General features: G+C 65.4%; 27 protein-coding genes and 2 pseudogenes. 17 read left to right on the forward strand and 12 right to left on the reverse strand.

Features of this window, described 5'->3' with window-relative positions:
- Nucleotides 1–27: 27 nt before the first annotated feature.
- Together ACWUI7_RS01100 and ACWUI7_RS01105 are read left to right on the forward strand one after the other, a co-directional pair.
- On the forward strand, nt 28–483 hold the full coding sequence (locus tag ACWUI7_RS01100; RefSeq protein WP_496640310.1) for a hypothetical protein: 456 nt from the start codon (nt 28–30) through the stop codon (nt 481–483).
- A gap of 92 nt (nt 484–575) precedes the next feature.
- Nucleotides 576–1,205, forward strand: a complete 630-nt coding sequence (locus ACWUI7_RS01105; protein ID WP_496640311.1) for a thymidine kinase — start codon at nt 576–578, stop codon at nt 1,203–1,205.
- Between the two features lie 17 nt (nt 1,206–1,222).
- On the opposite strand, the gene ACWUI7_RS01110 is transcribed toward ACWUI7_RS01105, so the two are convergent.
- Together ACWUI7_RS01110 and ACWUI7_RS01115 are read right to left on the reverse strand one after the other, a co-directional pair.
- Complete coding sequence (locus tag ACWUI7_RS01110; protein ID WP_496640312.1) at nt 1,223–2,731, reverse strand: RtcB family protein; 1,509 nt, start codon at nt 2,729–2,731, stop codon at nt 1,223–1,225.
- A gap of 126 nt (nt 2,732–2,857) precedes the next feature.
- The gene (locus ACWUI7_RS01115; protein ID WP_496640582.1) at nt 2,858–3,286 is read right to left on the reverse strand and encodes an archease; all 429 of its coding nucleotides are present in this window, start codon (nt 3,284–3,286) and stop codon (nt 2,858–2,860) included.
- Between the two features lie 150 nt (nt 3,287–3,436).
- On the opposite strand from ACWUI7_RS01115, the gene ACWUI7_RS01120 reads away from it, so the two are divergent.
- Together ACWUI7_RS01120 and hmgA are read left to right on the forward strand one after the other, a co-directional pair.
- Nucleotides 3,437–3,910, forward strand: coding sequence for a GNAT family N-acetyltransferase (locus tag ACWUI7_RS01120; protein WP_496640313.1), 474 nt, complete (start codon nt 3,437–3,439; stop codon nt 3,908–3,910).
- 73 nt (nt 3,911–3,983) lie between these two features.
- Complete coding sequence (gene hmgA / locus ACWUI7_RS01125; protein ID WP_496640314.1) at nt 3,984–5,204, forward strand: hydroxymethylglutaryl-CoA reductase (NADPH); 1,221 nt, start codon at nt 3,984–3,986, stop codon at nt 5,202–5,204.
- 433 nt (nt 5,205–5,637) lie between these two features.
- Here hmgA and cofH read toward each other — a convergent pair whose 3' ends face one another.
- The 4 genes from cofH to ACWUI7_RS01145 all read right to left on the reverse strand — a co-directional run bounded on the left by cofH (nt 5,638) and on the right by ACWUI7_RS01145 (nt 9,961).
- Nucleotides 5,638–7,029: a 7,8-didemethyl-8-hydroxy-5-deazariboflavin synthase subunit CofH gene (gene cofH, locus ACWUI7_RS01130; RefSeq protein ID WP_496640315.1), complete on the reverse strand. Its 1,392-nt coding sequence runs from the start codon at nt 7,027–7,029 to the stop codon at nt 5,638–5,640.
- Nucleotides 7,030–7,146: 117 nt separating this feature from the next.
- Entirely contained in the window at nt 7,147–8,622 is a 1,476-nt protein-coding gene (locus ACWUI7_RS01135) for a sodium:solute symporter family protein (protein WP_496640316.1), read from the reverse strand.
- On the reverse strand, nt 8,615–8,836 hold the full coding sequence (locus ACWUI7_RS01140) for a DUF3311 domain-containing protein (protein ID WP_496640317.1): 222 nt from the start codon (nt 8,834–8,836) through the stop codon (nt 8,615–8,617). The genes ACWUI7_RS01135 and ACWUI7_RS01140 overlap by 8 nt, the downstream gene beginning before the upstream one ends.
- A gap of 183 nt (nt 8,837–9,019) precedes the next feature.
- Complete coding sequence (locus ACWUI7_RS01145) at nt 9,020–9,961, reverse strand: HFX_2341 family transcriptional regulator (protein ID WP_496640318.1); 942 nt, start codon at nt 9,959–9,961, stop codon at nt 9,020–9,022.
- 135 nt (nt 9,962–10,096) lie between these two features.
- Here ACWUI7_RS01145 and ACWUI7_RS01150 point away from each other — a divergent pair, with 135 nt between their 5' ends.
- From ACWUI7_RS01150 to ACWUI7_RS01180, 7 genes and pseudogenes are all read left to right on the forward strand, one after another.
- On the forward strand, nt 10,097–10,384 hold the full coding sequence (locus tag ACWUI7_RS01150) for an HPr family phosphocarrier protein (RefSeq protein ID WP_496640319.1): 288 nt from the start codon (nt 10,097–10,099) through the stop codon (nt 10,382–10,384).
- A gap of 145 nt (nt 10,385–10,529) precedes the next feature.
- Nucleotides 10,530–11,144, forward strand: coding sequence for a LysE family translocator (locus ACWUI7_RS01155; protein ID WP_496640320.1), 615 nt, complete (start codon nt 10,530–10,532; stop codon nt 11,142–11,144).
- A 110-nt stretch (nt 11,145–11,254) separates the two neighbouring features.
- Nucleotides 11,255–12,343 carry an aminopeptidase gene (locus tag ACWUI7_RS01160; RefSeq protein WP_496640321.1) on the forward strand — a complete coding sequence of 363 codons (1,089 nt, stop codon included), beginning with the start codon at nt 11,255–11,257 and terminating at the stop codon, nt 12,341–12,343.
- 141 nt (nt 12,344–12,484) lie between these two features.
- Entirely contained in the window at nt 12,485–13,708 is a 1,224-nt protein-coding gene (pan2, locus tag ACWUI7_RS01165; RefSeq protein ID WP_496640322.1) for a proteasome-activating nucleotidase Pan2, read from the forward strand.
- Nucleotides 13,709–13,826: 118 nt separating this feature from the next.
- Nucleotides 13,827–14,372, forward strand: coding sequence for a pyruvoyl-dependent arginine decarboxylase (locus ACWUI7_RS01170; protein ID WP_496640323.1), 546 nt, complete (start codon nt 13,827–13,829; stop codon nt 14,370–14,372).
- Between the two features lie 115 nt (nt 14,373–14,487).
- A complete protein-coding gene (locus ACWUI7_RS01175; RefSeq protein ID WP_496640324.1) occupies nt 14,488–14,865 on the forward strand; it encodes a DUF5811 family protein in 378 nt (125 codons plus the stop codon).
- Between the two features lie 196 nt (nt 14,866–15,061).
- Nucleotides 15,062–15,274 (forward strand): annotated as a pseudogene (locus ACWUI7_RS01180) (type II toxin-antitoxin system PemK/MazF family toxin); the annotation flags it as partial.
- A gap of 1 nt (nt 15,275) precedes the next feature.
- On the opposite strand, the gene ACWUI7_RS01185 reads toward ACWUI7_RS01180, so the two are convergent.
- Nucleotides 15,276–15,572, reverse strand: coding sequence for a chorismate mutase (locus tag ACWUI7_RS01185; protein ID WP_496640325.1), 297 nt, complete (start codon nt 15,570–15,572; stop codon nt 15,276–15,278).
- Nucleotides 15,569–16,471: a shikimate kinase gene (locus tag ACWUI7_RS01190; protein WP_496640583.1), complete on the reverse strand. Its 903-nt coding sequence runs from the start codon at nt 16,469–16,471 to the stop codon at nt 15,569–15,571. The genes ACWUI7_RS01185 and ACWUI7_RS01190 overlap by 4 nt, the downstream gene beginning before the upstream one ends.
- 106 nt (nt 16,472–16,577) lie before the next feature.
- Here ACWUI7_RS01190 and ACWUI7_RS01195 point away from each other — a divergent pair, with 106 nt between their 5' ends.
- Nucleotides 16,578–17,036 carry a DUF5796 family protein gene (locus tag ACWUI7_RS01195; RefSeq protein ID WP_496640326.1) on the forward strand — a complete coding sequence of 153 codons (459 nt, stop codon included), beginning with the start codon at nt 16,578–16,580 and terminating at the stop codon, nt 17,034–17,036.
- A 76-nt stretch (nt 17,037–17,112) separates the two neighbouring features.
- Here ACWUI7_RS01195 and ACWUI7_RS01200 read toward each other — a convergent pair whose 3' ends face one another.
- Entirely contained in the window at nt 17,113–17,961 is an 849-nt protein-coding gene (locus ACWUI7_RS01200; protein WP_496640327.1) for a DUF7260 family protein, read from the reverse strand.
- Between the two features lie 242 nt (nt 17,962–18,203).
- Between ACWUI7_RS01200 and ACWUI7_RS01205 the strand changes: the two genes are divergently transcribed.
- Genes ACWUI7_RS01205 through phoU form a run of 5 tightly spaced genes read left to right on the forward strand, consistent with a single transcriptional unit; the run spans nt 18,204 to nt 23,602 of the window.
- Nucleotides 18,204–19,268 (forward strand): PstS family phosphate ABC transporter substrate-binding protein, encoded by a 1,065-nt coding sequence (locus ACWUI7_RS01205; RefSeq protein WP_496640328.1) that lies wholly within the window; start codon nt 18,204–18,206, stop codon nt 19,266–19,268.
- Between the two features lie 55 nt (nt 19,269–19,323).
- A complete protein-coding gene (pstC, locus tag ACWUI7_RS01210) occupies nt 19,324–20,298 on the forward strand; it encodes a phosphate ABC transporter permease subunit PstC (protein WP_496640329.1) in 975 nt (324 codons plus the stop codon).
- A complete protein-coding gene (gene pstA / locus ACWUI7_RS01215; protein WP_496640330.1) occupies nt 20,298–22,052 on the forward strand; it encodes a phosphate ABC transporter permease PstA in 1,755 nt (584 codons plus the stop codon). The genes pstC and pstA overlap by 1 nt, the downstream gene beginning before the upstream one ends.
- Nucleotides 22,053–22,054: 2 nt before the next feature.
- A complete protein-coding gene (gene pstB / locus ACWUI7_RS01220) occupies nt 22,055–22,927 on the forward strand; it encodes a phosphate ABC transporter ATP-binding protein PstB (protein WP_496640331.1) in 873 nt (290 codons plus the stop codon).
- On the forward strand, nt 22,928–23,602 hold the full coding sequence (phoU, locus tag ACWUI7_RS01225; RefSeq protein WP_496640332.1) for a phosphate signaling complex protein PhoU: 675 nt from the start codon (nt 22,928–22,930) through the stop codon (nt 23,600–23,602).
- A gap of 12 nt (nt 23,603–23,614) precedes the next feature.
- Here the strand turns inward: phoU and ACWUI7_RS01230 are convergent, their stop codons facing one another.
- The 3 genes and pseudogenes from ACWUI7_RS01230 to samp2 form a co-directional block, all read right to left on the reverse strand.
- Nucleotides 23,615–24,127, reverse strand: a complete 513-nt coding sequence (locus ACWUI7_RS01230; protein WP_496640333.1) for an RDD family protein — start codon at nt 24,125–24,127, stop codon at nt 23,615–23,617.
- A 61-nt stretch (nt 24,128–24,188) separates the two neighbouring features.
- Entirely contained in the window at nt 24,189–24,548 is a 360-nt protein-coding gene (locus ACWUI7_RS01235) for a GNAT family N-acetyltransferase (protein ID WP_496640584.1), read from the reverse strand.
- A gap of 135 nt (nt 24,549–24,683) precedes the next feature.
- Nucleotides 24,684–24,881, reverse strand: a pseudogene (samp2, locus tag ACWUI7_RS01240) (ubiquitin-like small modifier protein SAMP2); the annotation flags it as partial.
- Nucleotides 24,882–24,962: the final 81 nt, after the last annotated feature.

The raw sequence follows: 24,962 nt of genomic DNA on the forward strand, positions 1-24,962 counted from the left end.
AAACGGATGGTTAGCGAACGGGCACACATGGTTGAGTTCTCACTGCTCACCGGCCTTGCTGTCGGTCCAACGGTCGGCCTGCTCGCCACGCTGGCGATGGACCTAGTCATGGCTCGGCTGCCTGAAGGGGAAACCCCGCCGAAGGTCGCCGCGAGCGTGCTAACCGGCGAGCCGGTCGATACAGCACCGACTCGGCTGGCGACGTGGGTCCACTACGTCGCCGGTGCCGGATCCGGGCTCCTCTTCGTCGGTATCGCGACCGCTTTCGCCTTCGTCCTTGATCGGCCCGTCGCAACACTCACTGTGACGAGTGTTGTCCAGCTCGCGCTGATGGTCAGCTTCTTCGCGTTCGTCCCGCTGCCCCGCGCGCGAGGCGTGACGCGGGGCCGCCGCGCTCGGGTTCGACGTGCGTGGGCGATCGAAGCGACCACGTACGTCGCGGTCGCCGCACTCGTCGTCGCCGCGGTCGGTCGTGTCGTCTAGGCGCGAACCGCTCCGCCTGTGCGGCGCGAGCCGTGTCTACCGAGCCGACGCGTGAGAGAAACCGTTTAGTTCGTGGGTTGGCCCCTTTGAGCATGCACGCGATCACCCGGTCCGGGTGGGTCGAGGTTATCTCTGGATCGATGTTCTCCGGCAAAACCGAAGAGCTGCTCCGCCGACTCCGGAGAGCCGAGATCGCAGACCAGTCCGTCGCCGTCTACAAGCCGGCCGTCGACGACCGATACGGCGAGACCACCATCGGCACCCACACCGGCCGACAGTGGGACGCGACCGTGGTCGACAACGAGGAGGACGGCCCGCTCGCGATCCTCGAGTCGGTAGCCGACGCCGAGGTGGTCGCGGTCGACGAGGCGAACTTCTTTTCGACCGCACTCGTCGAGGTCTGTGACGCGCTCGCCGACCGCGGCGTCCGCGTGATCGTCTCTGGGACCGATACGACGTTCCGCGGGGAGCCGTTCGAACCCCTCCCACAGATCATGGCGACCGGCGAGTACGTCGACAAGTTCCGGGCTATCTGTACGGTGTGTGGCGAGCCGGCGACCCGTAATCAGCGACTCATCGACGGCGAGCCCGCGCACGTCGACGATCCGACGATCCTCGTCGGAGCCGAAGAGTCCTACGAGGCCCGGTGTCGCGACTGTCACGTGGTTCGGACCGACGGCGAGCGACCGATTCGCCGGTCGGAGACGCACACCGACGATTGAAGACGCGCGTCCCCCGTTCACCCTTTGATGTTACACACCGGGAACGTCCGAGCGACGCGGTCGCCGATCCCGAGCGCGTCGCTGACTGCGACGACCTCGTCGACGTCTTTGTACACACCCGGTGCCTCCTCGGCGACGGTCGCGCCGGACTGCGCTCGCACGTAGATCGCCGACTCCGCCTCCAGCGACTCGCTCACCTCGTCGCCGTGAAACTCGCGTTTGGCCTGGGTTCGACTCATGAGACGGCCGGCGCCGTGGGCGGTCGACCCGAACGAGGTCTCCATCGACGCGGCCCCGCCGGAGAGGACGTACGAGCCAGCGCCCATACTACCGGGGATGATCACGGGCTGGCCGACGTCACGGTACGCCGCCGGAACCGCCTCGTGGCCGGCCGGGAACGCCCGTGTCGCGCCCTTTCGGTGAACGTACACCTCCCGTTCAGCGCGGTCGACGACGTCGTCGCCGACGGCGGGGAGCCCGTCCGGGCCGACGCCGACCTCGTGGGTCTCCTTTTTACCGACGTTGTGTGCGACGTCGTACAACAGCTCCATCCCGAGGTCGTCGATCGGGTCGGCGTCGAAGACGTCGCCGAACACCGCCCGAGTCTGGTGGGTGATCAGCTGCCGATTCACCCACGCGAAGTTGATGCACGCGCTCATCGCGCCGTAGTACTCCTTGGCCAGCCGCGACCCGGCTGGCGCGGCCGCGAGCTCTTTGTCCGGCAGCGACGCTAGGAGGTCTGCGTGCTCGGTCTCAATCCGACGGAGGTACTCCGAGCACGTCTGGTGGCCAAGCCCGCGACTTCCACAGTGGATCAGGACGACGATCTGCCCCTCTGAGAGACCGTACGCGTCTGCGGTCGCGCCGGCTTCGACGTCGGTGACCCGCTGGACCTCGAGAAAGTGATTCCCCGAGCCGAGTGACCCCAGCTGGTTGCGACCGCGGTCTTTCGCCTTCTGTGGCACGAACGCCGGCTTTGCGTCGGGGCGACACCCCTCGTCTTCACAGTGTGCGAGGTCACGTTCGATCCCGTAGCCCGCCTCGACCGCCCACTCGACGCCGTGTTCGAGCGCCCCCTCGATCGCGTCTGCCGTCCCGTCGACCACGCCGCCACCGCCCAAGCCGGATGGGATCGCCTCGAAGAGGGCGTCGACGAGTTCCTCCTCGCGGCCGCGGACGTCCTCGTAGTCCAGTGTCGTCCGCAGCATCCGGACACCACAGTTCACGTCGTATCCGATCGCTCCCGGCGAGATACACCCAACCTCGGCGTCGATCGCACCGACACCGCCGACCGGAAAGCCGTAGCCTTGGTGCCCATCGGGCATACACAGTGCCGGCTCAACCATTCCAGGGAGGTGTGTCGCGTTGCGTAGCTGCTGGAGCGTGTCGTCTTCGCCGATCGACTCAAGCAGCGGCTCGCTGGCGAACACCCGCGCCGGGACGGTCATCCCGCCCTCGCGCGGGATCTCCCAGACGTGCTCGCGTACTCGCTCAAGCCGAACGCCGCCATACTCACGTGTAGTCATGCGATTCGATTTGCGGTGCGCAGGCAAGGGCGTTGCGTCAGCGATCGGCCAGCGCGGGTCCCCAATCAGCCGGCGCGGGTCCTCAATCAGCCAGCGCGCGCCACTTCCTCCGCTCGTCCACCTGTCTCAAACGTCGAAGACGACGTACGTCTTCCAGCCGTCTTCCTGCCGATCGATGGCCATTTCTGAGTAGGTGACCGCTTTGATCTCTCGGGCGTCGACGGCCGAGAGCGGCACCCCGCGTGTGCTGGCCTCGACGGTCCACGCACCCCCCTTGTCGGACGCTGCCGGCCCCCGGACCCGACACTGATGATCGACGGGTAACACGTGCTGAACGTCTCGCTCGTAAATCAGTCTATCGAGGTAGTCGAACAACACTGCCTCGCGGCTCGCGGCCGTTTCTTTGACACTAAATCGCTCACCGCCCGCCTCGGGAATCGACTCGCTGCTCGCGGCTGTTAGCCCGTCGGCGACCGCCGCAAACAGTGTGTCGAGGGTGTCGCCGGTCGCCGCGACGGCGACGTCAGCCGTGTGATCGCGGAGTTCGTACGGCACGACCGAACCGTCGGCCCGCAGACGGCTTGGTCTTGTCGGGTTCGACGCGGCGTCGGCGGACCACGTCGTCACCGTTGTTCGGGCCCCCCGCTGTGAGCAACTGGGGCGTGCCGGTGGAGTTATATTCCGCAGACGTGTTACGTATTCGCAGTGAGCGTCGACGTGCAGAAACGAACGGATCCGCCCGGTTCGACGGACCACCTCGCCGAGTCCTGGGACCTCAAACAACGGATCCAGCGCGCCGACGGCGTGCTTCGTCAGCGACGGGGGTTCTTCACCGACGCGTACCGCCGTTCGACGACGCACCTGTTCGTGGCCGACGACGACGTGGTCGCGTTTGCTTCCGTTCGCCGGGACGGCTACGTGTTGTTCCTCGCCGTCGACCCGGACTACCGAGGACAGGGGTTCGGTGAGCGATTGATCACGGACGTCGCCACCGAGCACCGCTCTGTCTCCTGTCACGCCCGCACGACGAACGAGTGCGCCCTTGGGTTCTACGAACACCTCGGCTTCGAGGTCGAACGCCGGATCGACAGCTACTACGAGGACGGCGGGGACGCCTACTACCTCACCCTCGGTACCGAGAGCCTCCGCGACCGACTCTCTGAGTTCGTGAGCCGGTGACCGCTCGCCTGCCGGCATCCCCCCCACCACGGGAATCGACACGCATTAGCACCCGCCACGACGAGACGGGCGCATGAGCGATTCCACACGCGAAGCCCTTCTCGCCCGCGTCCGCGACGGCGACCTCCGACTTCACGAACTGGAGGATCACACGGACGCCGAGACGGCCGCAGCCGTGCGCCGGCAGGTCGTCGAATCGCAGTCCGGCGTCGACCTCGACGCCGTCGGGGACTACGGGTTCGACGCCGCAGCAGCCGCTCCCAACATCGACAACATGATCGGTGGGGTCGCAGTCCCGCTCGGTGTGGCGGGCCCCGTGGCCGTCGACGGCGGCGCGTTCGCCGGCGATCGGTACCTCCCGCTGGCGACGACGGAGGGGGCGCTCGTCGCGTCCGTCAATCGCGGCTGCTCGGTGGTTGACGCCGCCGGCGGGGCAACCGCCCGGGTCACGAAGAGTGGCATGACCCGCGCGCCGGTGTTCCGCGTGGCTGACGTCGCTGAGGCGGAGGCGCTCGTTGAGTGGGTTCGCGCCAACGAGGCGTCGCTTCGGGAGGCCGCCGAATCCACCACGAGCCACGGGGCGCTCCTCGGGATCACCCCGTATGTCGTCGGCAACAACGTCTACTTCCGGTTTCGGTTCGACACGAAAGACGCGATGGGGATGAACATGGTCACCATCGCGACGCGTGCGGCCTGTGAGGTCATCGAAGACGCGACGGACGCGACGCTTGTCGCGCTCTCAGGGAACCTTTGTTCGGACAAGAAGCCGGCCGCGATCAACGCGGTCGAGGGCCGCGGGCGGTCGGTGACGGCCGACGTCGAGATCCCGCGTGCGGTCGTCGAAGATCGGCTCCACACCACGCCGGAGGCGATAGCCGAGATCAACACCCGAAAGAACCACGTTGGGGCGGCAAAGGCCGGGTCACTCGGGTTCAACGCCCACGTTGCCAACGTGGTTGCCGCGATGTTCCTCGCGACCGGTCAAGACGAGGCGCAGGTGGTCGAAGGGGCCAACGCGATCACCACCGCCGAGACGACCGCTGACGGCGACCTCTACGTCTCGGTGTCACTCGCCAGCCTGGAGGTCGGTACCGTCGGCGGCGGGACGAAGCTTCCGACGCAGGCAGCCGGACTCGATGTGCTCGGTGTTCGCGGTGGTGGCGATCCCCCAGGGAGCAACGCTGACGCCCTCGCGGAGGCGATCGCGGTCGGTGCGCTCGCCGGCGAACTCTCGTTGCTCGCGGCGCTCGGGTCACGCCACCTCGCATCGGCACACGAAGACCTCGGACGATAGAAACGCACACGACCGTCCGCTCTCGACTCCGAGACAACCACGATGGCGCGCGCCTCGCGAGCCGCGGAAGCGTGCTCGCGAGCGCGTGCGAGGGATGAGCGAGTCGCTGCAGACGACTCGCGAATCAGCTGGGGAGGGAGTGGCGAAGTGATGTCCGTGTGTCGCGTGGTCGTGTTTGTCACGTTCCTCACAATCTCGTCCACATATAGAATCGGCCGCGGAAGGTGTGACGAATTTGTGCCCGGCTATCGCAGAATCGTTTTGTTCACACAGCCCCTATCACATACGTACTGAATCGGCTGGAGTGTGCTGATTGACATCCTCCACGCGTTGAATCGCGGGGCCTATACTCAAGATCGTGTGATATGTGTCGGCGTATCCCACGAAGTGGTTCACACGTGACTACACCTCTGTACCGACTCACGATGAGTGGTCAATCGTCAGCAGACGCGGGGTCACCGCCGGCGCCGCCCGCATTCCTGGGAAGCAGTGGCGTCCCATCTGCGCGCGGCCCGAGTACTGGCCCGTGTGGCCCGTCTGCCGGGTCGATCCGGCGACGGGTGCGGTAGTCAGTTGAGCGCTCGACGGGGACGCGACCGATCGCCGTGATCATCTCGACGTAGTCGTCAAACGAGCGGTACTCGCCGTACTGCCCGCCGGCGCGTTTCGTGATCTCCTCGGAGAGGATCGTCCCCATGAAGTCATCGGCACCGCAGTTGAGCAGTTTGAGCCCGTGGGTGTCGCCCGATTTGACCCACGAGGCCTGGATGTGCTCGACGTTGTCCAAAAACAATCGGGCGACGGCGACGACGAGCTCGTCTTCAGCCCGTGAGGCACCGCCGTCGACGACGCCTTGGCGGTACAGCGGCGTCTGCTCGTGGACGAACGAGAGGGGAACGAACTCCGTGATCCCGCCTGTACGGTCTTGGATATCGCGGATCACACCAAGGTGTTCAGCACGGTGTGCGACCGTCTCGACGTGCCCGTACATCATTGTCGAGGTGACGCCGAGCCCGGCCGCGACGGCGCCTTCGATGGCGTTGACCCAGCCGTCGGTGCGGATCTTCCCCGGGCAGATCACGTCCCGAACCTCGTCGACGAGGATCTCCGCGGCGGTGCCGGGTGCGGAGTCGAGTCCGGCATCGGCCAACTCACGGTACACCTGCTCGTACGACCAGTCGGTGCCACGGCTGGCGTGGTACGCCTCCTCAGGCGTCATCGAATGGAGATGGACGCCGCCGACCGACATCGCCGCGATCTGCTCGTGGTAGGTGCCCGGGTCGGTCGTGTACTGTGACGGCGGGACGTAGTTCACCGTCTTGGCGGGGTCGTCGTGGGCGGCGAGGATCTCGTGGTGCTCGTCGTTCAGCGCGAACGCCGGGTGGAGCCCGGAGACTGAACACACCTCGTAGACGCCCATGTCCAGGGCGTCTTCGACTATCGCCCGCGACTCGCGCGGCGTCTTTGTGAAGCCTCCGTGGTCAACGTCGCTCCCGGCCTCGAACGCGTGTGCGCTGTCTTTGAAGTTACAGAAGAGACAGCCAGTGTTACACGCGGTCGTGACGTTGTTGTTGAGGTTGGCGACGAACGTCACCGCCTCGCCCACTCTCTCGGCGCGCTGCCGGTCTGCGAGTTCGAGCACCGCCTCTTTACGGACCGGGTCGATCCCCCCGGTGTCGGTCCCGGTCGCCAGCAGCTCTGTGGCGTCGTCGACGGTGAGCCGGACCCCATCACGCGCCTTCGCGAGCGCGTTCTCGAACGACTGGTCGGTCGACGGCTCGGGAAAGCCGAAGTCGGCTGGATCCAGGTCAGGCTCGGTGCGCATTCGACACGTGTTTCGGTCGCACGAGTAAAAACGAGGCGGTCACGGTTCGATATGCCTCCGACAAGAGCGACTCCACACCAGACACCGAGAGCGACCGCGTACCGAACGACGCGGCACTCAGTCCGCGCCAATGCCAAACTTCGCGGCGCCCGCCTCGGTCGCCGACGTCGTCACCGTAGAGACGCCGACCGTCACGACGACAGCTACCAGCAGACACCACAACGCTACGTCCCAGGTGAGGTACGTCGACGGCAGCGGGAGGAACGTGTGTGCGAGGTAGAGTGACTCCGCACCGACGATCCCCGCGAGCATCCCTCGCTCTGTGGTACCACCCCAATAGAGCGCGAGCAGCAGCGGCGGCGTGAGCTGGGCGTACCCGCCGAACGCCGTGCTCCCGAGGGTGACGAGCGCGTCGAGCCCGCCCCCACCCGCGAACAACGACGCGACGAACGACGCGGTCGCGAAGACGGCGACGCCGACCCGGGCGACCCACCCCTCGCGCTCCGCGCTCGCTTCGGGTGCGACGAGCGGCCGATACAGGTCACGGGTGAGGTACGATGAGCCCGACAACAGCATTGAGTCAGACGAGGACATCATCGCCGCGAGCGCGCCAGCGACCACGAGTGCGGCGAACCATCCGGGCGTGTACTCGGTGAGCAGCACGGGGAGTACGTTACTCCCCTCTGGCACCGTCACCCCGAGACCGACCGCCCACGACCCAAGCAGGAACGCGGGGACGAACAGGGCGAGCACGAGCACCGGCCAGAGCGCGAACGATCGCTTTAATGTCTCGACGCGGTCGGCGACGAAGAAGCGCTGGTTCACCTGCGGGAAGGCGGCGACGCCGAAGGCGATCACGACCGCTTGTGCGATCATCCACTGTGGCGTGTACACTCCGCCGCCGAGCGCCGCGAACGACGATTCCGCCTCGACCATCCCCGCCGTCAGCGCGCTCACACCGCCCGCGTCGACGGCGATCCACGTGACGGCCAGCCAGATCGCACCGAGCATGAAGACGCCTTGGAGCGTGTCGGTCCACGCGACACCCCGGAGCCCAGAGAGCCCGACGTACGCGACCATGAACAAGGTGATCATCGCCGCGCCCGCCCAGTACGGCACCACGCCGTCGGTGAGCCCGACAAGCGCCTGACCGGCGCCGATCTGCTGGAGCATGACGTACGGGAAGAGCCACAACAGGCTCACCCCGGCGATGAGCCCCCGCAGCCGTGTCGAGTCGAAGCGGTCACCGAGCATCTCGCCGAGCGTCACGTAGCCGTGTTCGCGTCCGACGAGCCACTGTTTGTATCCCACGACGTACCACAGCAGCGCGAAGAGGAGCCCGTCCATCACGCCCATCACGAGGATCCATTCCGGGCCCGAGCCGTACGCGAGGTTTGGACCGCCGAAGAAGGTGAACGCCGACAACAACGTCGCAAACGTCGTGAACAACAACACGAGCGGCCCAACCGAGCGAGAGGCGAGGTAGTAGTCCGTCGCCGAGCGGTCCGTCACCCGATACGCCGCGAGACCCACACCGAGTGCGAGCACGAGATACCCGACGACGATACCGAGGTTGGTACCGACGTCAGCCACGTCGGATCACCCCGGCGTCGATCCCCCGGTCCCACGCCCGTCTGCTGAAGACGACGAAGACCACGCTCGCCAGTGCCATCCATCCGATATGCCACCACAGCCAGGCGGGAAGTCCGGCGACGATCGTCGCGTCTCCCCAGAGAAACCAGGGCACTGCGAACGCCACGAGCACCGCGAATCCACCGATCCACAACGCGTCCGTTCGATCGCGCATCGTGAGCTACGATCAACCTTCGATCCGGATAAATATTGTTCTAGTCTCATCGATGCGTCTGCCTGAAGAAAATATTTCTTCAAAACGGGCCCGAAGATCACCCGCTCACAAGCGTCTTGCTGTGTGATACGCGTTTGGCGATCGCTCGCCGCCCGTCTCGCGTGGTGAACGCCTGCGCCCTGCTCAGCCGTCGTACTCGGCGGACTCGGCTCGACCGTGGGTCCGTACCCACAGCTCGCCGGTGCGCGACAAGCGGGTTCGATAGGAGTTTCCGTGTGGTTCACGCTCCACGTAGCCTTTGCCGCCGGGGCCGAGCCGGTCGACGGTGTAGATCACCTTCGAGCGGAACGAGTCGGTATACTCTTCGGTGAGATCGGCCGCCAGCGCCTTCGCGAGCTCGCTCACGGACTCGAACTCGCCGTCCTCCTCGAGTTTGTGAAGGATGACGGCCTCGAACGGCTTGACGTTCGAGATGGAGGCCACCGGCAGCTCGATGAGGTGGGTCCCGTCTATCTCTTTGGCACCGATTGTCGTCCCGCGCTCGTCGAACTCGGTGAGCAGGTCGCTCGCGGTCTCGTGTCGTTCGCGGATCCGGCCCGCGTCGACGCCGGCGACGGTCGCAGCGTCGTCGTCGTCGTCGACGCCGGCGAGCAGGTCAGCGAGGAGGTCGCGGTCAGCGCGCAGCTCCTCGGCGAGTTCGGTCTCGAGGTACTTTTCGGGGGCTGTGTAGTAGGTGTGAATGCGGTCGCGGTCGTCCTCGCGTTCGAGACTGACCGAGTGGGCGGCGGTCGCGAAGGCGAACGAGACGGGCCGCGGCATCGACGAGACGTTCACCCACACGTCGTGGTCGGCGTCGAGCTCGGCGGTGATGCGGTCGTACGCCTGCTCGAAGGCGGCGTCGTAGTCGTACACGTCGTCGACAGCGACTCGCTCGGTCTCGGTGTCGAGTAAGTTCTGAAAGTCCTGCTCGAGCTTCCGTGCGAGGCTCCGTGAGTACTCGACGTTGGCCTCGCTGCCGATTGTGCCCTCGAGCAGAATCACCCGATCGACGTCGAACTGGTCGCGGATGAGCGGCGCGATCATCCGATCGTAATCGAACCCCACGGGGACGATGTGGGTCTGCATATTCGAGGAAACGGCCGGTCGGGGTAAAAAACACGACACTTCGCGTCGACGAGACGCGCTTGGATGTGACCGCGTCGCCGCCGACGGTCCCACAGACGACGACAGCGTCATATCGATCACTCACGATCGACCGGTATGGAACGTACTGTCGAGGTCGTCCCGGCGGCGGGACTCCACGCGCGGCCCGCTTCCTCGCTCGTCCAGACCGTGAATACGTTCGACGCGACAGTCGAGATCGGACGGGCCACGGACGGCGCCGACGAGCTGGTGAGTGCGAACAGCATGCTCGCGGTGACCGGACTGAACGTCACCCAGGGAGAGTCGGTCAGGCTCGTCGCCGAGGGGCCGGACGCGGTCGCGGCGCTCGACGCGGTCGCGGCAATCCTGGCGAGCACGGTCGAAGATGAGGGTGAGGCGTCGTGAGGACACTGACCGGCGTGGGGAGCACGCCGCTCGCGGGCGTGCGCGGTCACCGGAGACCCGCGCGATCGACGGAAGACGTTCGCGGCCGGTCACCACCGGGACGACCCGGGGCGTTTTTGCCCGAACGCGTCACACCCCCGGTGTAGTGACCGCCTTCGCCGTCGATCCCTCGACGTACGTCCTCTTCGTCCTCGCGGCCGCGACGCTGATCGTCGTTCCTGGTCCGGACACGCTGTTCGTCCTCTCGCGCGGTCTCGAGAGCCGGGATGCAGGGCTCCGCGCCGCCATCGGTGTCACCGGCGGCATCCTCTTTCACACGACGCTCGTCGTCGTCGGCGTTGCGGCCGTATACCGGACCATCCCGGGCGCAGCCCGCGTGATACAGGTCGCCGGTGCGCTGTATCTCTGGTACCTCGGCGTCGATACGCTTCGTGCTGCCGACGACGACGCGCCCGCCGCTGCGACCGGTGGGGTTCGCGAGGGGTTCCTCGTCAATGTCTTGAATCCGCAGGTCGCGCTGTTTTTTCTCGCGTTCTTGCCCGGTTTCGCGGCGAGTGCGGGCGGTACGGGAGCCAGTGAGACGTCGCTCGCCGTTCTCGGCGTGACCTACGCCGGGCTCACGGCGACGTACCTCGGTGGTGTGGCCGTCGTCGCGGACGGTGCCGCGAGGGCACTTCGCTCACCGCGGGCCGGCCGGTGGCTCGACCGCGTCGCCGGCGGGCTCCTCCTCGTACTCGGCGGTTGGGTGCTACTTGGATGACCGGCGCGGGCCGATCGACACGGAACGACTGGCCCAAGACGACCGGGGCAAGCCGACTAGCGAGGACGACCGGCCACAAGCGGTAATTCGTCGCGGTGAGAACGGGTCGTATGGACCCACGGATACGCGAACACGCCGAGACTATCGCGACGCACTCGACCGGCATCGAGGCTGGCGACACGGTCGTCGTCCAGCTCCCGCCGGCCGCCGAGGACCTCGCCGTTGCACTTCACGAGATTTGCGGTGACCGCGGCGCACAGCCGGTGTTCCTCTCGTACTCACAGCGCGCGGACCGGGCGTACAAGCGCGCGGCGGACTCGTTCGAGGAGCCGGCACACCGCCGGGCGTTGTACGAGGAGACCGACGTGTTTGTAATCGCCCGCGGCGGCGCGAACGTCGCCGAGGGTGCCGATGTCGCCCCCGAGACGAACGCCGCGTACAACCGGGCGATGGAGGCAGTGAAACGTGAACGCCTCTCGAAGCGCTGGTGTCTCACGCAGTATCCGACCGCGGGCCACGCCCAGCTGGCTGGGATGAGCACCGAGGCGTACGAGGACTTCGTGTGGGACGCCGTCTCGATCGACTGGGAGACGCAGGGAGCCTTCCAGGCACAGCTAGTCGAGATACTCGACGACGCCGAGACGGTCCGGATACGATCGGGCGATGAGACGGACCTCACGATGTCGATCGCCGGCAACACCGCAGAGAACGACACTGGCGAGGCGAACCTGCCCGGCGGCGAGGTGTTCACGGCGCCGGTTCGCGAGAGCGTCTCCGGTGTGGTCCGTTTCGACCTCCCGTTGTACCGGTACGGCCGAGAAATCGATGGCGTCGAGCTTCGGTTCGAGGACGGACGCGTCGTCTCACACGCAGCCGACAGAAACGAGGAGCTGTTGACAGGCATCCTCGAGACCGACGAAGGGTCCCGGTACCTCGGGGAGCTGGGTATCGGAATGAACCGTGCGATCGACCGGTTCACGTACAACATGTTGTACGACGAAAAGATGGGTGATACCGTCCACATGGCGGTCGGATCGGCGTACCCGGAGACGGTCGGTGAGACGAACATGGTCAACGAATCCGCAGAACACGTGGACATGATCGTCGACATGAGCGAGGACTCGGTGATCGAAGTCGACGGCGAAGTCGTCCAGCGTGACGGCGCGTTCGTCTTCGAAGACGGCTTCGAGGCGGCCTGAATCACGGGTCGTCTGTGCTGTGAGTCGCCGTTCGCCTGTGCCGTGAGTCGTCGGTCTCGCCGTGGTCAACGTGTTGAACACCCGTCTCGCCGCCGTGACCCAAAGGCACATTTACGCGCGTCTCCTATCTGTATTCAGCGAATGTCTCACAGCCCCTCACTACCGGACCGCCCGCGTCTGGAACTCGATCCGGAGATGAGCGAGGCGGAGCGCCTCGAGGCGATCCGGCAACACTATCAGCGGATCGTCAACGTGAACGACGAACTCGAAGACCGTCTCTCGCAGGCGGAGGGCCGTCGCGGCGACCTCAAAGCGGACGTCGACACGCTCAAACGCGAGAACGAGGTGTTGAAGACGTCGTCGCTGTACATCGCCTCGGTCGAAGAGATCACCGACGACGGCGTCGTTATCAAACAGCACGGCAACAACCAGGAGGTACTGACACAGACGGCGACCCGGCTCGATGCCGACCTCCGTCCCGGCGACCGGGTCGCGATCAACGATTCCTTCGCCGTACAGCAGGTCCTCGACGACGAGACCGACTCGCGCGCACAGGCGATGGAGGTCACAGAGTCACCGTCGGTCGCGTACGCCGATATCGGCGGCATCGACGAACAGATACGCGAGGTGCGTGAAGCCGTCGAGGACCCACTCGAGAACCCGGAGCAGTTCGAGACGGTCGGAGTCGAGCCGCCGAGTGGCGTCCTGCTCCACGGGCCGCCGGGCACTGGGAAGACGATGCTGGCGAAGGCGGTCGCCAACGAGTCCGACGCCACGTTCATCAAGATGGCCGGCTCCGAGCTCGTCCGCAAGTTCATCGGCGAGGGGTCACGGCTCGTCCGTGATCTGTTCGAACTCGCCGCAGAGCGTGAACCCGCGGTCATCTTCATCGACGAGATCGACGCGGTCGCCTCGAAACGGACCGACTCGAAGACCTCCGGCGACGCCGAGGTCCAGCGCACGATGATGCAGCTGCTCTCGGAGATGGACGGCTTCGACGAGCGCGGCGAGGTACGGATCATGGCGGCCACCAACCGCTTCGACATGCTCGATGAGGCGATCTTGCGACCCGGCCGATTCGACCGGCTTATCGAGGTACCAGAGCCGGACGCTGAAGGCCGCGCTCGAATCCTCGACATCCACACCGGCGATATGAACGTTGATGACGACGTTGATGTGCGTACGGTCGCTTCGGATCTTGAGGGATACAGCGGCGCAGACATCGCTTCGCTCGCGACCGAGGCCGGGATGTTTGCGATCCGTGACGGCCGCACCGAAGTGGTCCAGTCTGACTTCGAACGCGCCCGCGAGAAGCTTGCCGACGCAGAGAGCACCGACGAACAGGTCATAAACTACCAGTACTGAGCCGCCGACACACTGCCCTGTTGTCGCCTCCGCGTATCGCCGCCTCCGTGTATCGTTGCACTCCCGCGGCCGGTCGCGCTCGTAACGCATTACATCCTTCGCGGTCGACGAACGAGTGATGAAGCCGATTCACGTCGCCGGCGGCGTCGGTGTCGCCGAGACTGCGATGGCCTCGTACGACGCCGCGCTCGCCGAGGCGAACCTTCACAACTACAACCTCGTCGCGGTGTCGTCTGTCGTCCCCGCTGACGCGACCGTGACGCATGTTGAGGCCGCCCCCGACCTCGGACCCGCGGGTGGGGCGATCACCGTCGTTGAAGCGCGTCGGACTGTCGGGCCGAGCGACGCGGTCGACTTCCGTGAAGGGGGACGGTCGGGGGCGACGGGATCCGCGGAGACGCGCGCACCCCGCCGTCATCCGGACGTCGCTGCCGGTCTGGGTTGGGCGACCGGTCCGGGACCTGGGCTCTTTTATGAAGTCACCGGTGAGGACCCGGACGACGTTCGCGACCGGATCCACGCCGGCTTGGACGCCGGTGCAGCCCTCCGCGACTGGAATCTCACGGACCGTGCGACGCACGTGGAGACTGCGACAGCCGACGAGACGCGGTTTACCACGGCTGTCGTGATCGCCGCCTACGGCGAGGCAGAGCCGGTTGTGTGAGATACCCGAGCGCTCGATCGGGTAGAGGCGATCCGTTAGGCGACCCATGGTGTGGTTCTCGGTGACACGTGTCGACGACTTTTTACCGACGGTTCACATACCAATAATGTCTTCGATGAACGGCAATAACCCGTATGCGGGATCGCCGGGCGTCACCGATGCCGGTGAACCCACGCCGGTCGACCTCTCGCCGGAACAGGAGCGGCGGCTGCGACAGACGGTGGCCGGCATCGTCTCGCGCACCGAGTCGTACCTCCCGGACAGCTACGCCGTCGGCTCAGAGCTCTCGGTCGGTTCGAACGGCCCGCAAGCCACCGTCGCGGTGAATCCCCCGGCTGGCCACCCCGTTTCTGCTGGGTTCACACCCGACCGGGACGAGTTAGAGACGGGCATTGCCGAGGCCGACGCCGACGAGGTCGCTCGTGGGTTGGCCGCGAGTGCGGCGGCGCAGGTGATGGACGCCGTCGGTGACGTGACCCCGACCGCGAAGTAAGGCGGCCGCGACGAGCCGAATCCGTGGGACAGACGCCTGATTCTTCCCCGCGTGACGCTCACGGTATTCTTCGCACACGGAGCCCCCGCGCTGACCGACGTCGACACGTGATCCCCTGTGTATCACTACCACCAGCGGCGCACGCGCTCGCGAGCAAGCCGCCGGCGACTCGTGAGGCGTGCGCCACCACGACCATCTTGCACCCGTCACAGGGACCTACCGTGAGTATCCGTTCGAGGTGTTCGTCGAGGCGAATGGGTCACCGCTGAAAACGGATTCGTCAATCCGACTCGATCAGATTCGAACCGTCTCGATTCCGGAACGGATTCACTCAGTCGTCGGGTCACTCGACGGACCCACGATGGCTTACGTCGACGAGGCGGTACAACTGAGTTTCGACCTCAAGTGAGCTACCGACTCTCCCGCTGTTCGACCTTGTTCAACTCGATCAACAGCCGGAAGATGGCTTTCACGAGGTTCGCGTCGACGTCGAACTGTTCGGCGTTCGCGCCTGCGCGGTCCATCACGCGCGTCTCCTGTGACTCGTCGGTCGTCGGAAGGTCGCGCTGCGATTTCACCTCGGCAACGGTGTCGGCGACGTACGTTCGGCGGGCGATCAGTTCAACGATTTCGCGGTCGATAGCCTCTATCTCTCCACGCAACTCGTCGAGCGTCATCTCTTCAGGGGTGGGTGTCTCTGAGCTCATAGGCTGTAGTCGATGGTGGCGCCGTCGGTTCGTGTCGTCGTTCGTCGCAGTGTCCCAGGGCGATCGCCCCAGCGCTCGGCAACCGCCTCAAGGTTGGCGGTCGGGTCCGCATCCGCGGCAACCGCGACCACGCTCGGTCCGGTGCCCGACAGTGAGACGCCGGACGAGTGGGGCATCGCCTCCACTGTCGGGTCGGCGTCGAAGCCGAGCGCAGCCGAGAAGGCGAGTCCATTGACGGTCATCGCCTCGGTGTAGCGGCCGGTAGCAGCGAGGTCGGCGACGAGATCGGCCATCGGTACGACCGCCGCACACCGACCGACGTCGGCATCGGCACTGAACGCGCGCGCTGGTGGTGTCCACACGAGGACGTCCCAGTCGACCGTTTCTCGCGACCGGAGCTCGTCGGCGTCGTTATCGGTGAGACAGACGCCGCCGAGCATCGACGCGGTCGCATCGTCGAACGCGCCGGTGACCGTCACGCCCGTCTCGCGGGCCGCGCGCACGCCAAGTCGACAGGCTGCAAGCCGGGTGACGTCGACGGCCGGGTCGTCTGGGTCGTCGCCGACGGTCAGTCCGAGCGCGGCACAGGTTGCGAGGACGGTCGCGTTGGCGGCCGCACTCGAGCTTTTGAGCCCAGCAGCGAGCGGTACGTCGCTCTCGGTCTGCACGTGTCCGCCCTCGCCGTCGCCCCACCGCTCGGTCGCGAGGGCGACACAGCGCTCAATCAGGGTGGTGTCGCCGTCCGGCTCCTCGGCGATGGTGCCGGTGACCGTGTCGCTGGCGGTGTCGAGCGTGACCGTCGCGCGGGTCTCGATGTCGAGTCCGAATGCCGAGCCCGCACCCGTCGCGAGCGCGTTCAACACAGTTCCCGCGCCGAGTGCGGTCGCCCGTCCCTCCATGACGGCACTCGCGGCGACCGGGCCTAAAGCGTTAGCGGTTGCCGCGAGCGGCTCCGCTCTCGCACCGAACGAGGACCTTTTGACCGTCCCAGTCTCATCTATCGGTATGTCTGCGTCCACACGCAGCGACGTGCCGCCAACCTCTATCGGCATCGACCTCGTTGACGCGGGAGTCGTCGTCGAGTACCTCGACGGTCGGACGACGCTGTACCGGGGAGTTCCCGAGTCGGTCGAAGGGACGGTGACGGCCGGCCCCGGCAAAGAGACCCACGTGCTCGTGACCGATCCGACAGAGACCGAAGGGGTGGTGACGTACGTTAACGACTACAGCACCGACGAGTCGATCCTCCGCGACTCCGGTGTGGGTCGCGTCGTGGTCGACGACGGCGGGACCGACGAGGTATTCCCGGGCGTCATCGTCGGTCGTGAGGGCCAGCGCAACCGCGTAACGGCCGATCCCGACGTCGCGGGCGGACGGGTCTTCGTCTTCGTCGAAGACGGCTGGAGCGAACAAAGCTATGAGATCGTCGACGGACCCGACGCGGGACTCGACGCACACCGGTAGCGTGGGCGTCGTCTCGACCTGATTGTGTACACCTGCCGCAGTAGATCAACGCGTCGCTACCGATTGGGATCCGTGCTCACGCCTCGTCGCCGGCGACCTCGATGATCGCGCGTTCGACGTCGCGGCGTACCGCATCGATCCGACGGCCGACAGCAGCGACCGCGGCCAACACCGGATACGTGACCGGAAGGTCCTGGTAGAGGTACGTCTGGACGTCATCGGTCTCTCCGTCGAAGTGCATCGACCGCTCGACGGCGACTCGCTCCTGTTGGCGCGTCGTCGCGACCTCGTCACACCGACGCTCGAGCACCTTGAGGCGTGCTCGGTGAGCGTCGAGCCCGCCGAAGTCGAGCCGGTCGACCGCCGTCTCGCCGAGTGACGTGACCGAGTCATCCAGCGAGCGGAGCTCCTCGCTTGCGGTCCGCACTGATGCCTGTTCTCGTTCGAGCACGGTCTCGAACTCGTCGCGGGTTTCGATCGCTGTGTTGGTCTGATCGAGGACCGATCGCCGAACATGCTCGTGGAGGGCCGACTCGCGGGTGAGCGCGGCCGCGAGCTCTGGGCCAAACTCGGCGGCAAGACTCGCCGCGTAGGTGTCGTTGTACTCCTCTTCGTAGTGTGGTACCGACATGACCGTCGACTGGTAGGCGTCTCGAACGGCTAGCAGCTCGGTTCCCATTCGTGGCGTCCCGTGACCGATCGCCGGTTGGGTCCCGATTGGTTGGCTCGTCGTCCGAGCTGTTGTCGTTGCGGGAATTGCGTCAACCCGCGATCGGAACGCTGTGAAGGCCGCCCGCTCGTCGGCGGTGCGCCGCCGCTCGACACGGACGACCTCGTGTGCGCGCCGCAGCTGGCACAGCGGCGTCATACCGTCGTCTGCGACGTCCGCTGGATCCGTATCGTCGGCGGGTTCGGACGTGCCCATGGCGTCGGTCGCCTGTCCACCCTCTTAGCCGGTTATATGTGGTCTCTAGACGACTTGCATTGAGACCTGATTGCTATATATTCTTCTCAGTGCAGCGTAGTTTGGCTCATAACAGCCGTCTTGCGCCCCAATAAGCCGATATTCTGCAATCTCACTAATCTATATATCACTATCGTCTACTATACCTTCCCGTATATTCCTCATAGCATCGTATTTACACGGCTTCTACAATGAGACAGGTGATGGCACCAAGCCAGCCCCTGACCGAGGACGGAATCACTCGACGTCGATCACTCGCAGCCCTCGCGGGTGCCGGTGCACTCGCGCTTGCCGGCTGTACCGAGACCGAGGGAGGTGACTCGAGTGGCTCGAGCGACGCTGATTCGGGCGGCGACAGCTCGAGTGACGCCGGCTCCGACGACGCGGGCGAGAGCGCCGACACGGGACTCTCCGGCTCGATCAACATCGCCGGCTCCTCGACCGTCTTCCCGCTGATGACGGCCGTTGCAGAGGATTTCTCCGAAGCGAATCCCGACGTCTCGATCGACATCAGTTCGACCGGGTCGGGTGGCGGCTTCGCGAACTTCTTCTGTGTCGGTGAGACCGACTTCAACAACGCGAGTCGGCCGATCAAAGCCGAAGAAGAGGAGCTGTGTGCCGAAAACGGCGTAGAGTACGTCGAGCTTGTCGCCGCGACGGACGCACTCACCGTCGTCGTCAACCCCGAGGCCGAGTTTATCGACTCGCTCACCGTCGAGGAGCTCGCGACCATCTGGGAGTCCGACGCCGTCGAGACGTGGGACCAGGTCCGTGAGGAGTTCCCGAACGAGGAGATCGAGCGGTACGGTGCCGCCGACACCTCCGGTACGTACGACTACTTTATTGAGGCGATTCTCGGCGAGCGCGGCCACACCGACGACTACCAGGCGACCGAGCAGGACAACACGATCGCACAGGGCGTCGCCGGCAGTGAGTATGGCATCGGCTACTTCGGGTTCGCGTACTACTTCCAGAACCCCGACCAGCTCAAAGCACTCGGGATCGACGACGGTGACGGCCCGGTCGAGCCGAGCCTCGAGACGGCGTCGAACGGCGAGTACACGCCGCTCTCGCGGCCGCTTTTCACCTACCCGTCGATCTCCTCGCTCGGTGAGGAACACGTCGCCGAGTTCGCCCGCTACTTCGTCGAGCAGACCACGAACGAGGATCTCGTCGCCGGCGACGTCGGCTACGTGCCCGCTACCGAAGCGACCCAAGAAGAGCAGATGAGCGTGCTCGAGGACGCAATCGAACAGGCGCAGGGCTGATCGCCGCGATGAACCGGTGTATTGATTTACGACAGCGTTCCATACCCCCACACCTGTGACAGAGCGCACAGCGGGTCCGGACCTCACGAGACGGAGCGGACTCACACGACTGAAAGAAGGGACGTACGGCGGGTTCTTCGCCGCGTGCGCGGCGCTCACCCTGCTCACGACGGTCGCTATCTTTGCGACCCTGCTGTCGGACGCCCTCGTGTTCTTCGCTGAGGTACCGATACTGGAGTATCTCGGGGGCACCGACTGGAGCCCGAACCCGCGCGGTGGCGGTCAAACGTTCGGGATCGTGCCGCTTTTGATCGGGACGCTCGTCGTCACCGTGACCGCGGCGTTCATCGCGCTCCCGGTCGGCACGCTGACGGCGATTTACCTCAGCGAGTACGCTTCGTCGAACGCACGCGCGATTCTCAAGCCGCTCCTCGAAGTGCTCGCGGGCATCCCGACCGTTGTGTACGGCTACTTCGCGCTGGTGTACGTCACCCCGGCGCTGAAAGCGACACTGTTCCCGGAGATGAGCACGTTCAACGCGCTGTCGGCGTCGCTCATGGTTGGAATCATGACGATACCGATGGTGTCGTCGATATCCGAAGACGCGATGAGTGCGGTCCCGGACTCGCTCCGACAGGCCGGCTACGGTCTCGGCGCGACGAAGTTCGAGGTGTCGACGGCGATCGTCGTCCCGGCATCTATCTCGGGGATCGCTTCCTCGTACATCCTCGCGATCTCACGCGCCATCGGCGAAACGATGATCGTCGTCGTCGCGATGGGCGCACAGGCGCGCATGCCACCAGTAACAGAGCTCGCGTTCGGCATCCCGCTGGTCAATCCAGCCGATATCCTCCTCGACTCGGGGATGACGATCACCGTCGCGATGGTCCAGATCGCTGGTGGCGACCTCGTCGGCGGGACGCTCCCGTACGACGCGATGTTCGCGCTCGGACTGACGCTGTTCGTGGTTACCCTGCTGATGAACGTACTCAGTGACATCATCGCGGAACGATACAGAGAGGAGTACTGATGGCGACTGATACGACCGACGTCGACGTCTTCGGCCACGTGAGCCGGGTGCGCGGCGTCGTCTTCGAGTACCTGTCGCTTGCGGCGTCCGTGTTCGGGATTATCGCGCTCGCGGTGTTGCTGGTGTACGTCACAATCGACGCCTTCGACCTGACGAGTGCGAGTCCGGGCTGGCTGTTGACGTATTTCGTGACGCTCATCGGTCCCTACCTCGCCTTTTGTCTGTACAGCGCGGCTGACCGCGAGTTGACACGACGCGTGCTCGGCGTGCTCGGCGGTGGGCTCGTCGTCGTCGCTGCCGGCTTCACCGCCATCGAGGCGCTCATCAGACCGATACCACGGCTCTCGTGGCAGCTCGCGTACCTCTTTGCTGTCGGCGTTCCAGTGACCGGCTACGTGACCTACGTCGGAGCCCGCGGTCACGCCGGCCAGGTCGGCTTCGGCCTCGTCGGGCGACTGCTCGGCGGCACGGCGATCGGGCTCGCACTCGGCGTGTTGTTTCTGGTGTTCGACCCGCGGTTGTGGTTTCTCGCGTACACACTCGGTGTCGTGCCAGCCGCCCTGTTGTACACATACGGTACAGTTCGGTCGACTCCCCGGGCGGTGACGGCTGCGGCCCCGCTCTCGCTCGTCGGCGTCGTCGTCGCCGTGCTGCTCCGAGACATCATTCGGACGTACCCGACGACCCCGTACATCTACCTCTGGACGCTCGCCGTTCCGATCGCGGCCGTCGGTGGCTGGATCGTCGCCTCGCGCTCGAGTAGACGAGCCGGGCTTATCGCCGGGGGTGTCCCCCTTCTCGTTGCAGCCACCGGCGGACTGGTTGGTCCCTCCGGACCGGTCTCGATCTTGGTGCTCACACTCGTCGGCGTACCGTGTGCCGTCTACCTCCACCGCGTGGTCGAGCGTGGACAGGGGCGTGCCGGACTGGCGCTCCCCGCTGTCCTCGTCGGTGGTGCGCTCGCGGGAGCGCTGGTCGTCGAGACGTTCGGACTGGGGGCGCCCACCCCGTGGCTGGACGGCTCGTTCCTCACCGAGGCACCCTCACGAAACGCCGTCGAAGCCGGACTGTATCCGGCTATCGTCGGCTCCGTGATCATTATCGCACTCGTCGCCGTGTTGTCGTTCGTGCTCGGTGTGGGAACCTCGGTGTTCTTAGAGGAGTACACCGCCGCCGGCGGCCTCGTCGGGTCGCTTACACGACTCGTCCAGATCAACATCGCGAACCTAGCGGCAATCCCGTCGGTTGTGTACGGCCTGCTCGGTCTTGGGCTGTTCGCGAACCTGCTCGGGTTCGGATTCGGGACCGCGGTGACCGCGTCGCTGACGCTGTCGCTTCTCATCTTACCGATCACGATCATCTCCGCACAGGAGGCGATCCGTTCGGTTCCAGACGACTTGCGGCAGGGCTCGGACGCGATGGGTGCGACGCGGTGGCAGACGACAAAGAATGTCGTCCTTCCGGAGGCGCTCCCCGGGATTCTGACCGGCACAATCCTGGCGCTCGGTCGGGCGATCGGCGAGACGGCCCCGCTCATCATGATCGGGGCGGCGACGACCGTGTTCAACGCCCCAGACAGTCTGTTCAGCAAGTTCAGCGCGATGCCGATGCAGATCTACGCCTGGGCGGGATTCCCGCAGGCCGAGTTCCGCTACGGCGTCGTCGCGGCGGGGGTCATTTCCCTGCTCGTGATCCTGATCGGCATGAACGGCACGGCGATACTACTGCGCAACCGCGCAGAGCGAGGTGAGTAATCATGAGCAACGCACGAGAAGACACCGACGACCGTACCGACCGAGAACGAACCGACCGCGACACCAGCAACTCGCTCATCACGACGGAGGTTCAGACCGACGCGACCGCGAACGAGGGTCCAGCGCTCACTGCGGTTGCCGCACGTAACCTCAACGTGTACTACGGCGACGAGCAGGCGATAAACGACGTTTCGATGGAGATTCCGGAAAAGCGCGTGACCGCGCTTATCGGCCCATCGGGCTGTGGCAAGTCGACGTTCCTCAGATGTATCAACCGGATGAATGATATGATAGACGTCTGTCGCGTCGAGGGCGACGTCACCTTCGGCGGGAAGAATGTGTACGATGACGATGTCGACCCTGTCGCGTTGCGGCGGAAGATCGGGATGGTGTTTCAAAAGCCCAATCCATTCCCGAAGTCGATCCGAGACAATGTCGCGTACGGCCTTGAGATACAGGGATACAGCGGCGATATCGACGCCCGCGTCGAAGAGGCGCTCAAAGGAGCGGCGCTGTGGGAGGAGGTGAACGACCAGCTCGACTCCTCTGGACTTGACCTCTCTGGCGGGCAACAACAACGGCTGTGTATCGCCCGAGCGATCGCGCCCGACCCGGAGGTTATCCTGATGGACGAGCCGACCTCAGCGCTCGATCCGGTTGCTGCCTCGAAGATCGAGGACCTGATCGACGACCTCGCCGAGGAGTACACGGTTATCATCGTCACGCACAATATGCAGCAGGCGGCTCGGATCTCCGACCGGACGGCGGTGTTCCTCACCGGCGGCGAACTCGTCGAGTACGACGACACGACGACCATCTTCGAGGACCCCGAACACGACCGCGTCGAAGATTACATCACCGGCAAGTTCGGGTAGGTGCCGCGTAAAACCTACCAGCGCCGACTCGAGGCGCTCCGTGAGGCCGTCCTCGAGATGAGCGCGCTCGTGTGTGATCGCTATGAACTGGCGATCGAGGCGGCGATCGACGGCGACGAGACCCTCAGCCAGCGGGTCGTCAACGGCGACGACGACGTGAACGAGCGCTACCTCAGGATCGAAGACGAGTGCGTCGCACTTCATGCACTCCAACAGCCAGTCGCGAGTGACCTTCGGCTCGTGACGGCGTCGTTCAAGATCATCACCGACCTCGAGCGTGTCGGCGACCTAGCGACGAACCTCGCGGCTTACGGGAGCGACGACGGACTCCACCCAGCTATGGAGTTCCGCGGCCTCGCCGAGTCGGCCGGCGATATGCTTGCCGACGCGATGGCCGCCTACGAGACGGGTGATGTCGACGCCTGCTACCGTATTGCCACCCGTGACGAGGACCTCGACGAGCGTTGTCGACGCGCCAGCCAGGCTGTCTTGCGGCACCTCGTCGAGACCGACCGTGTGCGCGACCATTCCTCGGAGGCGCTTGCCGAGGGGCTCGATGCCGTTTCGAACGGGCTCCTCGCGGTTCGAGACGTCGAGCGCGTGGGTGACCACGCGGTCAACGTTGCTGCACGGACCCTGTATATGATCGAAAACGACGACGAGCTGCTCTACTGAGCGAGGCGTGTGTCATCGTCTCGTGTGTACCACCTGCGTGCCGGCGACCACATCACCGAGTCGCCTGTTGCCGTCGGTGAGCACGGCGATTCCGGCGCCGACCAGATAGAAGGCGGCTCCGTCGACGGCTCTGAGCACCGTCCTGACGGCTGCCGCCCGAAGCGTGCACCGTGAGCCGTCGCGCCCGAGCACCACTAGCCCGAAGAGCCGCTTACCGGGTGTCTGCCCGACAGCCCCCTCAAAGAGGACGTAGTATCCGAGGAACCACGCGGGACCGATCACCCAGAATCCGACGAGCGGGTTACTCAATAGCGCGAACATCGGAGAGCCGATGGGTCCAATAAACACGGTACTGAGCGGTCCGCCGAAGAGTCTGATGAGTCGCTCGCCGACGAATCCGAGTGCAAGTACGGTGATGACGACAAGCATTGAGATGAGAAGTCCGTCAACGATGAGCGCACCAAATCGCCGCAGCAAGAGATTCGTGTCTGTACTCGCATCCGCGGGTGTTGTTGTCGATCGCATACGCAGGGTGGTGCGGATTGTGTTAAAACGTGATCGCCGGTCGACCGGGCGACAGACCGACTCAGTCGCGGCCGATGTCGACGCGCTGCCATCCGACCCATCGGTTCTCACCGTCGTCCTGTGCGATATCGAAGCCGCAGTCGGTGTACAACGGTGTGAGAGCGTCGTCGAAGCCGACTGTGACCCGTCCCACCGCCGGGTCAGCGCTCGCAGCAGCGACCGCGCGGGCGACGAGCGCCGACCCGATGCCGTTCCCACGACGGGCGCGACGCACCGCAAGCGCGTCGATGTGAGCCGTGTCGGTTGCCGGCCGCGTCATGATGACCGCTCCGACGACTGCTCCGGTCCGCTCGAATCGAGCACAGATGACGGCGTCGGCCGCAATCCGTTCTGTGAGCGCCGAGACGTCCGTCTGTAACATCGCCGCGTCGAGCACGCGGACGATATCGAGGCGGTCGGCTGGGGTCGCTGGTTCGGTTGAGACGCCGGCAGGAAGCGATTCGGTCGTGTCCGTCCGCGCGTTCGTGCTGATCTGTTCTCTCACTTCGGTGTCACCCCCTCCCTGGATCAGCCGAAGCAGCCGGACGCGGTCGGTGTCGACCGTGGCGTCGCCAGGCACGGGCGTCCCGTCAACGAGGATCGGCGTTTCCTGCGGGTGGTATCCGGCAGTGCGGATCAGGTCGGCGTACGTGGCGTCGTCGGCTACGACACACGTCTGTGTCTCCCTGCCGACCACCTCGACGGTCACCTGCATCCACGCACCTCGACGGTCACCTGCATCCACGCACCTCGACGGTCACCTGCATCCACGCACCTCGACGGTCACCGCCATCGG

This window comes from Halorubrum orientale (assembly GCF_059623105.1).

Bases quoted from the DNA above. Each gene is read 5' to 3' on its own strand.
- ACWUI7_RS01170 (WP_496640323.1), top strand. From the start codon at position 13,827: ATGAAGCCGATTCACGTCGCCGGCGGCGTCGGTGTCGCCGAGACTGCG.
- ACWUI7_RS01205 (WP_496640328.1), top strand. From the start codon at position 18,204: ATGGCACCAAGCCAGCCCCTGACCGAGGACGGAATCACTCGACGTCGA.
- pan2 (WP_496640322.1), top strand. From the start codon at position 12,485: ATGTCTCACAGCCCCTCACTACCGGACCGCCCGCGTCTGGAACTCGAT.
- cofH (WP_496640315.1), bottom strand. From the start codon at position 7,029: ATGCGCACCGAGCCTGACCTGGATCCAGCCGACTTCGGCTTTCCCGAG.
- ACWUI7_RS01160 (WP_496640321.1), top strand. From the start codon at position 11,255: ATGGACCCACGGATACGCGAACACGCCGAGACTATCGCGACGCACTCG.
- ACWUI7_RS01150 (WP_496640319.1), top strand. From the start codon at position 10,097: ATGGAACGTACTGTCGAGGTCGTCCCGGCGGCGGGACTCCACGCGCGG.
- ACWUI7_RS01190 (WP_496640583.1), bottom strand. From the start codon at position 16,471: ATGGAGGGACGGGCGACCGCACTCGGCGCGGGAACTGTGTTGAACGCG.
- ACWUI7_RS01105 (WP_496640311.1), top strand. From the start codon at position 576: ATGCACGCGATCACCCGGTCCGGGTGGGTCGAGGTTATCTCTGGATCG.
- ACWUI7_RS01195 (WP_496640326.1), top strand. From the start codon at position 16,578: ATGTCTGCGTCCACACGCAGCGACGTGCCGCCAACCTCTATCGGCATC.
- ACWUI7_RS01175 (WP_496640324.1), top strand. From the start codon at position 14,488: ATGAACGGCAATAACCCGTATGCGGGATCGCCGGGCGTCACCGATGCC.
- ACWUI7_RS01140 (WP_496640317.1), bottom strand. From the start codon at position 8,836: ATGCGCGATCGAACGGACGCGTTGTGGATCGGTGGATTCGCGGTGCTC.
- hmgA (WP_496640314.1), top strand. From the start codon at position 3,984: ATGAGCGATTCCACACGCGAAGCCCTTCTCGCCCGCGTCCGCGACGGC.
- ACWUI7_RS01230 (WP_496640333.1), bottom strand. From the start codon at position 24,127: ATGCGATCGACAACAACACCCGCGGATGCGAGTACAGACACGAATCTC.
- ACWUI7_RS01145 (WP_496640318.1), bottom strand. From the start codon at position 9,961: ATGCAGACCCACATCGTCCCCGTGGGGTTCGATTACGATCGGATGATC.
- pstA (WP_496640330.1), top strand. From the start codon at position 20,298: ATGGCGACTGATACGACCGACGTCGACGTCTTCGGCCACGTGAGCCGG.
- ACWUI7_RS01200 (WP_496640327.1), bottom strand. From the start codon at position 17,961: ATGGGCACGTCCGAACCCGCCGACGATACGGATCCAGCGGACGTCGCA.
- ACWUI7_RS01185 (WP_496640325.1), bottom strand. From the start codon at position 15,572: ATGAGCTCAGAGACACCCACCCCTGAAGAGATGACGCTCGACGAGTTG.
- ACWUI7_RS01235 (WP_496640584.1), bottom strand. From the start codon at position 24,548: ATGTTACAGACGGACGTCTCGGCGCTCACAGAACGGATTGCGGCCGAC.
- ACWUI7_RS01110 (WP_496640312.1), bottom strand. From the start codon at position 2,731: ATGACTACACGTGAGTATGGCGGCGTTCGGCTTGAGCGAGTACGCGAG.
- ACWUI7_RS01100 (WP_496640310.1), top strand. From the start codon at position 28: ATGGTTGAGTTCTCACTGCTCACCGGCCTTGCTGTCGGTCCAACGGTC.
- pstB (WP_496640331.1), top strand. From the start codon at position 22,055: ATGAGCAACGCACGAGAAGACACCGACGACCGTACCGACCGAGAACGA.